The organism is Levilactobacillus paucivorans (genome assembly GCF_001437125.1).
GTDB classification, from domain to species: domain Bacteria; phylum Bacillota; class Bacilli; order Lactobacillales; family Lactobacillaceae; genus Levilactobacillus; species Levilactobacillus paucivorans.
Window position 1 is genome coordinate 21568 of the sequence record NZ_JQCA01000004.1, and the last position, 12051, is coordinate 33618.

Sequence of the window (12051 nt, forward strand, 5' to 3'; positions counted from 1 at the left end):
TATGTCATTAACTGCAGGAATCGTTGGCCTGCCGAACGTCGGGAAGTCAACTTTATTTAACGCGATTACCAAGGCGGGGGCCGAAATGGCCAACTACCCCTTCGCCACGATCGATCCGAACGTGGGGATGGTGGAAGTTCCTGATAAGCGTTTGGACCGGATTCAAGAATTGATTCCAGCCAAGAAGGTCGTCCCAACGACGTTTGAATTTACCGACATCGCCGGGATCGTCAAGGGTGCCAGCAAGGGTGAAGGTCTGGGAAACAAGTTCCTGGAAAACATTCGCCAAGTGGACGCTATCGTTCACGTTGTCCGCACCTTTGACGACGACAACATCACCCACGTTTCCGGGAAGATCGACCCAATCGATGATATCGAAACGATCAACTTGGAATTAGGCCTGTCCGACCTGGATGCCGTTAACAAGCGGTTAGCCAAGGTTGAACGTGCGGCTAAGGGAAGCGACAAGGAAGCTAAGGCTGAATTGGCCGTGCTACAAAAGATTCAACCCGTCCTCGAAGCCGGTGGGGCCGTCCGGACGATTGACTTTGACGAGGAAGAAACCAAGATTGTGAAGGGCCTCTTCCTGTTAACCTCAAAGCCCGTTCTCTACGTGGCTAACATTGCCGAAGACGACATGGCCGATCCCGAAGACTCCAAGTACTTCGGTCTGATCAAGGACTACGCCGCCAAGGAAGGCGCCGAGGCCATTGCCGTGGCCGCCGAAGCCGAAGAAGAAATCGCTCAATTGGACGATGACGAAAAGCAGGACTTCCTCGAAGCCGAGGGTGTGGAAGAACCCGGATTGAATCGCTTAATTCGGGCCTCATATCACCTCTTAGGCCTGGAAACGTTCTTTACGGCTGGTGGTAAGGAAACCCGTGCCTGGACGTACAGAAGCGGCACTAAGGCCCCTCAAGCCGCCGGCATCATTCACTCTGACTTTGAACGTGGATTTATCCGCGCTGAAGTTATGGCATTTGATGATTTGGATAAGCTCGAAACCGAAGCTGCCGTCAAGGAAGCCGGTAAGCTGCGGGTCGAAGGGAAAGACTACGTGATGGAAGACGGCGACATCGTCGAATTCCGATTCAACGTTTAGAAGGGAACAGAGATTAGATGAGTGATAACAAGCAAACTCCGCGTAATGCGGGCGTTCGTCAGAACCGCAATAATGTTGCGGTCAACGAACGGGCAGCGTTTGACAACCTCGGGTTGACCAAGCGTAACGCCGAATACATGTACCGCTTCAACAAGGCCTTGGAAAGGACCAAGTTGACCCCAGAACGCAAGTCTGAGGCCGTGCAAGCCATGGTTAACGAGTTGATTGAAGGCCAAAAGTCTGGGAAGACCGGTAAGAATACTTATGGGGATATCGACGCGCGGGTAAAACTCGTGGTCGAGGGGCCACAGAAGCCAACCTCCCTCTTTGGGGGTCCCGACTACTGGCCAAATATGATCTACAACGCCTTGACGTTCTTCATGATCTTTAACCTGATGTTCGGGCTGATCTACTTCTTCTCACCAAAGATGATGACGACGAGTCAACCCGTTGGGATTACGGCCATTACGGTCAGTGCCCTGGTTGCCGGATTCGCCCTGCCAGTGATGCCGCGGGTCTTCGATCCGAAGATCAAGCACCGTTACAATGGCTGGATGCGGACCTTACTGGTTGTCCTGGTCTTCGTTGTGTGGATGGTGCTGTTCTTCTCAGCCCAACTCTTACCACCAGTGATCAACCCAGTTCTCCAACCAAAGCCAAGTATCGCTCTGGGACTTATTTCCATCGCTATCATGCTCTGGATGCGTCGTCGTTACAACATTCGCGGCGGGTTACTGGGCTAAATTTAAGTTTGAATTTGAAATGCCATCCTTTCGGGGATGGCATTTTTGTTTTCATACTGGATTGTAAGCGCGACGTCTCCGGCCTATGCCTTAGATCCAGCATGACAATGACTTGAGGTATAAAAACTGACCCTACTTGCTTAACAGCAGGCAGGGTCAGTTGGAGATAATGTGTGATTGTGCTTAATGAAGATGGATACATGGCGCCAAAATAATTATAGATTTGCATCAATCAGTTGTGCAATTTCAGGGATCGTCAATGCCATTTCTTGTTGACCTCTAGGATTTCTGGAGGCGTGTCTTTCGAAACTAAAATTTTGGGTATAAAAGGGGACGGCAGTTTCTAGTGCTTGAACAGTGACTAAAGCAACACCAGTGTGCGTGATCACATTTTCATAGAGCATCGTTAACAAAGCCTTCATCAAGGCACTACCCAGTTGTCTTCTTTGATAATGCTTATCGATAGCAAAGTAAACGATATCAATGACAGGGTAGTTTGACGCGCCGTTTGTGATGATCTTTTTTTCTTTTCGATAAGTGTTCTTGATGGTAGTCAAACTTGCTAATGTTGTAAAGAACCCTACAACGACGTTATCTTGGAGATAGACGAAAGTTTTAGCTAGATTTCCAATATCAAAGTCATAGGCCTCGTTTACTAAAAATTGGTTGATACTCGTATAATCATTAAGTGCGGATTTAGTGGAACAAGTAGGTGGCACACAATCAAAAGTAGTTAAACATGATCTATCAATCAAATCTGAGATGGGATATAAGCCCGCTTTTCCCACTAATGAAACACCTTCAGCGTCGGTAGTGACTGAAGTCGTTGCTTGGACCGCAACAGTTCCGATTTGCGTTGTGAGGTTAGGTTGCCATTAATTCGTCTGGTGAGTATTAGCTTTTCACTTGGTGTAAGGCTCAATGGTTTCTTATGGCCGTCAATTGTAGACATGGTTGGTTCCTCCCCTTTGAAGCGTGATTGAACTGTCGTAAGCATAGCACAAATGAACGACGGCTACTAAGAGGTTTCTCTCGTCAAAATGTTAAGTTTATCATGTCTAGTCATTGACTGATATTTATTGTTAACTAATGATTTTAGAATTTAAGAATATGGTAAATACTATTTTTTATAAATTAACGTTATGCAAAATTGTATTCTTACATAAATCATTACCAAGGGGCGCAAATTGCCCGTTTAGCAGCGTTACCCGCTGATTTTATTTTGGGATAAAGTGGCTAAAAAATACCCTTGTTGCTGCATCCATTTGGCCCTATCATGCACTCGAGTAGCCAAGCAAATGACCACTCTGATAACTTCATTTCGTGGGGAGGATTTATTATGAAGAAAATCATGGGGTATGTCTTAGGGTTAGTTGCGACCTTAGGTGCCGCTGGTGCGATTGCAACCACTGCGAACGCTGACGGGAGTAGTGCTGATGCGGATAGCGGTAGTGGTAGTGGGTCGGCAACCACTGCGAGTGCTGTGACGCCAGCAACGGGATCTAGTGAAGCTGGGTCGAGCGATGCAAGCTCCGCGGAGTCCGGGCCAAGTGACTCGGTATCGGCTGCGGCGGCTTCAAGTGACGCAACTTCCAGTGCCACGAGTTCTACTGGTGAAGTGACACACGTTTGGTTCCGGTGGCCACATTTCTTCGCACGTCACCACGTTGACATGAAGAAGATTATGAGTGCCGAAGCTAAGATGCGGGGACACGACCACTACTACGATGGTGAACGCATCATCAAGTTCAAGAAGGGCCGGAAGGGTGCTGAAGTCGTTCTTCGTAACCGCAGAGGTCGCGAGATCGAACGCTTCAGAGTTCGTCATGACGGTCGTTTTGAAATCAAACTCTCAAAGCGTGAAGCACGGGATCTCCGCAAGGGCGGCAAGTACTTCACCTTCACTGTCCACGAAAAGGGCTATCGTCCATACACCGTTCGTTACGTTCTTTACAAATAAGATTGTGACGCGGGGTATTTAGTCGAGTGGTCCGAGGGGGCCGTTAAGCTGAGCTAGACGCCTAGGTCAATCGTTGGCTGGGTGTGGTTTGGCGGTAACCTGAAGACACCCGTTGTGCTCGAGTTAGCGAGCACACGCCACAGGAGGGTGGCGACGGGGATTGAGACCGGAAAACTACCTCCTGTGTTTGGAGAGACCGTGGTGTCGGCTACGGTCTCTTTTTTTGACCTCTACGCCCTAAGTCCATGTAGCTTTGATGATGGTTAAGGGCGTTTAAAGCCGCGCCTCACGGGCGTCAGCTAGGGGGCTGGAACGTGGTGGGCACGACTTGAAGCCTTTCAAAAAGCGAAAGTCTACAAGCTCGGCCTTGTTGTAACCGGGGAGTGGCACCCCGCTAACAACAACGTCATCACTGAGCCCCCTAGCTGACGCCCTCCGGCTGAGATTGGTCATCAAGTTTACTGGGTGGGACTGGCGACAAGAGACAGGGGATGACCGTTACCGCTGTGGTGTGGCGTGACCGTTATTCAAGACGCGTGAGGTTTTCGTTGGATTTTACAATATTAACGACGTTGTAAATAACGTGATAGTCTATGACTTCTCGTTGATGCGTACCTACCCGTCAATTGATCACTGCCGACAACCTTGATCCCGATAATTACTTGACGGGAAAAACGGGAACAATTGGAGTGTTGCCAGACCTCCTCTGTTTCCAGAGTGGCTAGTATTAGGCCTGGAGGGAGGTTCCGTACATGCTCAGTGGTGTCGTTCTCGTTGGCCGAGGTTTCTCACTCGGTTTACGAGAAGACCGGCTTTTGAGACGTCCCTTGGCTCAAAACCGTGTCCACTACGTTCCAGCATGTACGGAACCTCCCGGAAGGCGAGGATTTCTGCAACCAGATCGTTTAGCACCAACTTTATTTGATATTTCACTGCAACAACGCAACAGAGAAGAGATAGGGGAGAGGACTCATGATTAAGTGGTTCAGAGACAAACTTCACGAGCGTAATCTGCAGGTACTGGGGCTATTTACGGTGATTGGGGCCTTTATCATGACCTTCTGTTCCTATACCTCACCGGCCTTTTATTTCGACACCTCACCCGACAACAATGCCTTCTTCACGGTGGGGAAGGCCATGATGCATGGCATCGTGCCCTACAAGGACATCTTCGAACAGAAGGGCCCCTATGTTTACCTGTTGCACGGGTTGGCTTATCTGGTGTCGTCACGAAGTTTCTTATTAATCTTTATTGTCGAAATTATCACGCTAGTCGCCGCGATGTTTCTGGTCTACCGGTTGGCAGGTTTGTTGGGAACCCCGGCACTCCCAGCTCTATTGACGGGGATCCTGGTACCGAGCCTGTTGCTGTACCACCCCTACTATGATTACGGGGATACGGTGGAATTCTTCACGTTGCCGCTACTGATATCGTTGGTTTACTTCATGGTTAAGCTCGACCGGAACCAGCTAAATGGGAGCCGCGGTGGGTATGCCGCACAGGGGGCCATCGTTGGGGTGGTTCTGCTGTCAAAATATACCCTGCTAGGAGCGTGGATCGTCTTCTACCTCCTGTTGATGGGCCGGCTCGTCGTGACTAAGCGGTGGCGGGAGCTGGGCAAGCTGGTGGCGTGGAGTGCGATTGGTTTTCTTGCCACCACGTTGCCTTGGCTGATTTACTTCCTGGCGACCGGGTCGTTGGGGGCGTTCATCAACGTTTATGTATTGTTCAATACCCACGTCTACCTGACTTCATCGGTGGCCTTCTTTGCCAACCTGGTTCAGTCCACGACATTGGTTTCGCAATTCTATCTGAGTAACGTGATTTTCTTTGGCTTAGGCATTATCGGGACGTTGGTCGTGATGTTTCAACCGGCCATCTTCCACGATCCATTCATGCGGGGGACTTATCTATTAACCAATTTAGGTGCCGATCTGTTTGCCCTCTATGGCTACCAGGCCAACGCCGTTTATCAGTATTATCAATTGATTTATTTTGCGTTCTTCATTCTGCCCTTCGTTTACCTGTGTCAGTGGGCGTTTAAACGGGTGCCTTTGCCGACGGGGGATGCGCCGTTTCCGATTCTGGCGACGTTGGTCTTTAGCCTCCTACTGGTGCTGGGGGTTAATAACAATGTGACGAACTCGAAGGTTTTCCCGAATAATTCGGCGATTACCGAGGCTGCGACGACCCGGCCGCAACAGCCCGCTCAGGTGGTCTTTGGCCACTTGATGCGAACGGAGACGCCGGCCGATACCAAGCTGACTATGTTGAACTACGGGTCGATTGACATGGGTTTCTATACGGCGTCCGGCGCGGTGCCGAACACCTACTACTTCCAGAATTACAACATTTCGCAGAGTGCGGCGCCCCAGATATTGGCGTCGCAACAGGCCGTTATTCGCGATAAAGACGTCGAGTGGGTCGTGTTGAATACGCCAGTAGGCAAGACCGTTAAACAGTGGCCTGGCGTGGCCGGTCGGATCAGCAGTGGTGATTTGAATCCCGGCACGGCCAAGATGTCTAAGATGCTCCTCAAACGATACCGGCCCGTGGCCCAGCATTCCCAGATCTTTGAAGGGGTGAACGAAACCTATTGGCTGTTCAAACGCCGGTAGGCATTTAACAGGAGACGCAAAGAGAACTATGATAGTTCAATGAGAGTCCTTGACCTGAGTGACCTAGACTGGTAAATTTAGAAACAATATCTCCCAGGATTCCTAACCGAGCCTGAGACTAAATTAAAGAGGAGCGATATCAACTATGTCTAATTGGGACACGAAGTTTGCTAAAGAAGGAATCACGTTTGATGATGTTTTGTTAATACCCGCAGAAAGTCATGTATTGCCGAATGAAGTCGACCTAAGTGTCCAATTAGCGCCAAATCTAAAGTTGAACGTTCCATTTATCAGTGCCTCGATGGATACCGTCACCGAGACCAAGATGGCCACGGCTATGGCGCAAAATGGGGGCCTTGGGGTCATCCACAAGAACATGAGCGCGACGGACCAAGCCAAGATGGTGGCCGACGTGAAAGCCATCGAAAACGATGCCGCTAAGTACCCGAATGCCGCCGTTGACGCCAACAATCACTTGTTGGTGGCCGCAGCCGTTGGGGTCACTTCCGACACCTTTGACCGCGCCACGGCGCTGTTGAATGCCGGTGCTGACGCCATTATCATTGACACGGCACACGGCCACTCTGCCGGTGTGTTGCGCAAGGTTGCAGAAATCCGCCAGCAATTGCCAGATGCTACGTTGATTGCCGGGAACGTTGCCACGGGTGAAGGTACCCGGGCCTTGTTCGAAGCCGGTGTTGATGTCGTTAAAGTGGGTATCGGCCCTGGTTCCATCTGCACGACTCGGGTTGTTGCCGGTGTTGGGGTTCCTCAAATTACCGCCATTTACGATGCCGCTTCGGTTGCACGTGAATTCGGTAAGCCAATCATTGCCGACGGGGGGATGAAGTACTCTGGCGATATCGTCAAGGCCCTCGCCGCTGGTGGGAACGCCGTAATGTTTGGGTCCATGTTCTCCGGGACAGACGAAGCCCCTGGCGACGTCATCGAAGACAATGGTAAGAAGTACAAGACCTACCGCGGGATGGGTAGTCTGGCTTCAATGTCCCATGGTTCCGCCGACCGCTACTTCCAAGGCGGCGTCAACGAAGCTAACAAATTGGTTCCCGAAGGCATCGAAGCTCGAGTTGAATACAAGGGGAGCGTCAACGACATCATCTTCCAAATGGTCGGTGGCCTCCGTTCTGGGATGGGCTACACCGGTAGTGCCAACATCCAAAGCTTGATTGACAACGCCCAGTTTGTTCGGATTTCCAACGCTGGGTTGATCGAATCTCACCCACACGATGTGCAAATTACCAAGGCAGCACCTAACTACAAATAACTTGTTTTATGGGAATCAGTTCACTTGTTGAGCTGGTTCCTTTTCTTTTGGATGAAGATTGGGCCGCCGCAGGTGGCCAAGGGTTCCGTCCTGTGGGGCACGGGTAAAGCCTGAAAGGCGGTCTTCACCCTCGCTTTAAGCCTCACCAAAAGCGTGAGTCTTAAAGTCGTCCCAGGCTGTAGGGCCGGAAATCCACCGACCAAACAGCCTCGACACGGGACTCCACCCTTGGCCACCTGGGGCTAGAGCTGGTCTTTGAAGGCGAAGCTCGCTGGGAGATCGGAGCTCGTAAACCTATTTGAGGAAGCTGGGTGATTTCGTCATGTTGTTGAGGAATTGGTTTTTCTGGGGATGGGTAATGCAAAGGATACTTGGACACGACAACTTGAGACTTCGAAGCCAGACCACCAGAGTCTCCATAACGCTCCGTGTTGCGCAACCTCTCGGCTGACAGGGCTCAGGTGTGTCGTTAGTCTTGGCTGGGTGGTCTTTCCGGCCTAGACTAAGGCCGAGCTTGTAGACTTTCGAGCTTTGAAAGGCTTCAAGTCGTGCCCACCCCGTTCCAGTCCCTGTCAGCCGGGAGGTTGCGGGGTCATCGACTAACGTTGCCGATTTAAAACTCAAAGCACCCTTCGGGCTTGGAAAGAATCTAAGCGTCCCTGCGGGCCACTAGCTTGAAAAGACTTATCGAGGGCTTAAACAACAGGTTGGCGGAGGGCCGGTAAATAGTGTAAGATTAAGGAATGGTTAAGTGCCTTACGCCCGACTAAAGGTTCGGGTTTTGACGTCGCCTCGCAGGAGAAATTTGCTAGAATAGAAGTAAAGTACCCTTGGGGGCAGACCGCTAGTGACCTAACCTAGCTGTTAAAGGAGAATAAACCGAATATGAAAATTTTAGTTGTCGATGATGATAAAGAAATTGCACAATTACTCGAAATCTACATTAAAAATGAAGGCTACGAACCTCTGACCGCATACAACGGCAAGGAAGCGCTGACCAAGCTTCACACAACGCCAGACATCGCCTTGATGATTCTGGATATCATGATGCCTGAAATGAGTGGGATTGAAGTTGTTAAGGAAGTGCGGAAGGACTCGCAGATTCCAATTCTGCTCCTTTCGGCTAAGACCGGTGACATGGACAAAATTCAAGGGCTAATCACGGGGGCGGACGATTATGTTACCAAGCCATTTAACCCCTTAGAAGTCATGGCCCGAGTGAAGTCGCTGTTGCGGCGGAGCCAAGACCAAGTGACCGACGATGCCCCGGATATCTTGGATATCGGGACGTTGACGATCAACAAGGATTCTCACGAAGTCAAGACGATTGCCGGTAAGACGATCTCCTTGACTGCGCTTGAATTTGGGATCTTGTACCTGTTGGCCAGTCACCCCAACCGGGTCTTCTCAGCCGACGAGATTTTCGAACGCGTTTGGCGTCAAGAGAGTATCGTGTCGGCCAAGACCGTCATGGTGCACGTGAGCCACTTGCGCGATAAGATTGAGGATGCTACGAATGGTGAGAAGGTCATTCAAACCGTTTGGGGTGTCGGCTACAAGATCGAGTCACACTAATCAAGAAGATCGAGGATGACCATGTTACAGTTTAAAAATTACCGTTTATCGGGACACGGGGAGGCTAGACCATGAAGCTAACCACCCGGGAGAAGAGTGCGCTCTTCATGGAAGGTGTCGTCACCGTGATTCTCCTGTTGATGCTGAACCTGGCATTGCTGGTGCTCATCATCCAGGCCATCGAGAGTAATCCAGGTCTGCGAGACGGGATCTTCATTATTAAACGTTCCGTGATGTTTGGCCCCAACAATTTTCAGTTATGGAGTTGGGAGAACCTGTTTATCGGGTTGATGTTGATTGCGGACGCGTTGGTTGTGTGGTGGCGCCTGATTCGGCGTTACCGCCAGATGCAGTTGCGCCACATCATTGGCGAGCTCCATTACATTGCCAACGGCCACTTTGACCACCGGATTCCCTTTCGCGTGAGTGGTGACGTTCAACGCGTTGTGGATTCCGTGAATGCCCTGGTGGATTCCGTGATCAGCTCGATGAATGAAGAGCGGGCGATTGAGAAGTCTAAAGATGAACTGATTACCAACGTGAGCCACGATATCCGGACGCCGTTAACGTCGATTATCGGCTATCTGGGGCTCATCGAGGACCAGCAGTATCACAGTGAGGAAGACCTCCTCAAGTACACGCACACGGCGTTTTTGAAGTCTAAACAGATGAAATCTCTGGTGGATGACCTCTTCGAGTACACCAAGGTCCGCCAGACCGATACGCCGCTCAGTATTACCAAGATTGACTTAGCCGCCATGTTGGAACAACTGGCCGCCAGCTTCGAGCTGGAAGGGCAGAAGAAAGCCATGACGGTGGGCGCGTCGAGCACACCGGCCAGCCTGATGATGGAGGCCGACCCCGAGAAATTGGTGCGGGTCTTCAATAATCTGGTATCCAATGCTCTGAAATATGGGAATGGCGGTAGTGAGATTAATTTGATTGCCAAACAAGTCTCGCCCGACGAATTGGAAGTCCGCGTCACCAACGACGGTCCGAAGATTCCTAAGGCATCCCTGGCCCTCATCTTCGAGCGGTTCTACCGTGTCGAGGAGTCGCGTTCCAAGGAGACCGGCGGAACCGGGTTAGGTTTGGCCATTGCCCAGAGTATTGTGGCGCTTCACGGCGGCTACATTTACGTGGAGTCGGATGACCATCTGACCAGTTTCGTGATTCACTTACCCGTCAAGCATGACCACCCGTTGGCCATTCCTGAACGGTTACGCACAGCAGAAAAGACAAAATAGCATCAGCGTCGGCATTGCCGACACTACATAAGATAAGAGGAGTTTTAAATCTCATGAAGAAACAGTTACGGCAAGTTTTGATTGGACTGGTGACGGCGGTGACGCTGGTTACCGGTGGGTTAAGTGGTTTGGGTGCCAGCGCACCGGTTGTGGCACAAGCGGCAACCAGTTCGACCAGCACGGTGAACCTACAGGCGAAGGCCGGGATTGCGGTCGACGCCAAGACGGGTCAGATTTTATACGACAAGAATAGTGATAAGGCCTTACCAGTCGCTTCGATGACCAAGTTGTTGTCAATTTACCTGGTGCTCCAGGCGATTCACAGTGGCAAATTAAAGTGGGACAAAAAGATCACCGTCAGCAAGGACGTGGCAAAGGTCGCCAAGGATACCAACTTATCCAACGTGCCACTGCGGGCCGGCCACAGCTACACGGTCAAGTCGTTGTACCAGGCTTCCCTGATTTACTCGGCTAACGGGGCCGTTGAAGCCCTCGCGAGTGCCGTTGCCGGTTCACCACACGCCTTTGTCACCCAGATGAAGGCACAGGCCAAGAAGCTCGGCATGACCAACGTTAAAATTTACAATGCCTGTGGGTTAACTAACAAGCAAGTCGGTAACTTGGGCTACTCAAACGTGGCGGGTTCTGCCGAAAACGAATGGTCCGCTGCCGATCAAGCTAAATTGGCTGTGGCCTTACTGAACAAGTACCCCGAAGTTCTCCAAACCACGAAGATTGATAAGTTGTGGTTTGCGAAGGGCACCCAGGATGCCACGAAGATGGACAACTGGAATTGGATGTTGAAGGGGCTGACCGCTTCTTACAGCAAGCTTCACGTTGATGGGTTGAAGACAGGGACGTCCGATGCCGCCGGTGCCAACTTTACTGGGACTTCCGATAATGATGGCAACCGGATCGTGACGGTGGTGCTGCACGCTTCCCACAAGTCCGAAACTGACCCTGCCCGTTTCCAACAGACGCAGAAGATGATGTCTTACGTCTACAATAACTTCAAGACGGTCAGTTACCAGGCCGGCGACCAGATCAAGGGTGCCAAGAGCATCAAGACCAATGACGCCAAGGAAAAGACCGCCAAGACGGTTCTGGGTCAGGACGTTAAGCTTTGGATCCGCAATGACCAGGTTGCCAGCAACGTTTCCGCTAAGCCACAGTTAAAGGCCAAGCTGGAAAAGAATAAGGCGCTGGAAGCCCCAGTCAAGAAGGATGCCACGATTGGGACCGCTAATGTTTCCATGAAGGGCGACCAATTAGGCTTCTTGGGCAATACCAAGACGACCAAGGTGCCACTGAAGGTGACCCAGGCCGTTGAAAAGGCCAATATCTTTGTCCGCATTTGGCGGTCAATTGTTTCACTGTTTTAAACCCAGCTAATCCTGAGATAAGTTTTTCGCCGATCCCTACGGGGATGGGCGATTTTTTCGGGTTGGTAATCGACACTTGTTGCGTTAGATTGAATGAAAAAAAGCTTTCTTTTCCGCTGGAATGGGTGTTAGCTTTCA

9 protein-coding genes are annotated in these 12051 nt (G+C 50.9%); 8 read left to right on the forward strand and 1 reads right to left on the reverse strand.

The annotated features are described in order from the left end of the window. The first annotated feature begins 1 nt into the window (after position 1). Positions 2-1102: a redox-regulated ATPase YchF gene (gene ychF / locus IV54_RS00215; RefSeq protein ID WP_057877411.1), complete on the forward strand. Its 1101-nt coding sequence runs from the start codon at positions 2-4 to the stop codon at positions 1100-1102. 17 nt (positions 1103-1119) lie between these two features. Beyond that, positions 1120-1845, forward strand: a complete 726-nt coding sequence (locus IV54_RS00220) for a DUF1129 family protein (RefSeq protein WP_057877412.1) — start codon at positions 1120-1122, stop codon at positions 1843-1845. Positions 1846-2060: 215 nt separating this feature from the next. On the opposite strand, the gene IV54_RS00225 is transcribed toward IV54_RS00220, so the two are convergent. Then, entirely contained in the window at positions 2061-2633 is a 573-nt protein-coding gene (locus IV54_RS00225) for a GNAT family N-acetyltransferase (protein ID WP_057877413.1), read from the reverse strand. Positions 2634-3184: 551 nt separating this feature from the next. On the opposite strand from IV54_RS00225, the gene IV54_RS00230 reads away from it, so the two are divergent. From IV54_RS00230 to IV54_RS00255, 6 genes are all read left to right on the forward strand, one after another. Then, positions 3185-3805 (forward strand): hypothetical protein, encoded by a 621-nt coding sequence (locus IV54_RS00230; protein ID WP_057877414.1) that lies wholly within the window; start codon positions 3185-3187, stop codon positions 3803-3805. 972 nt (positions 3806-4777) lie between these two features. After that, the gene (locus tag IV54_RS00235; protein ID WP_057877415.1) at positions 4778-6424 is read left to right on the forward strand and encodes a glycosyltransferase family protein; all 1647 of its coding nucleotides are present in this window, start codon (positions 4778-4780) and stop codon (positions 6422-6424) included. Positions 6425-6569: 145 nt separating this feature from the next. Beyond that, positions 6570-7709 carry an IMP dehydrogenase gene (gene guaB / locus IV54_RS00240; RefSeq protein ID WP_057877416.1) on the forward strand — a complete coding sequence of 380 codons (1140 nt, stop codon included), beginning with the start codon at positions 6570-6572 and terminating at the stop codon, positions 7707-7709. Between the two features lie 885 nt (positions 7710-8594). Next, on the forward strand, positions 8595-9284 hold the full coding sequence (gene croR / locus IV54_RS00245) for a response regulator transcription factor CroR (RefSeq protein WP_057877417.1): 690 nt from the start codon (positions 8595-8597) through the stop codon (positions 9282-9284). A 71-nt stretch (positions 9285-9355) separates the two neighbouring features. Beyond that, complete coding sequence (locus IV54_RS00250; RefSeq protein WP_057877418.1) at positions 9356-10531, forward strand: sensor histidine kinase; 1176 nt, start codon at positions 9356-9358, stop codon at positions 10529-10531. A 53-nt stretch (positions 10532-10584) separates the two neighbouring features. After that, entirely contained in the window at positions 10585-11913 is a 1329-nt protein-coding gene (locus IV54_RS00255) for a D-alanyl-D-alanine carboxypeptidase family protein (protein ID WP_057877419.1), read from the forward strand. The last annotated feature ends 138 nt before the right edge of the window (positions 11914-12051 follow it).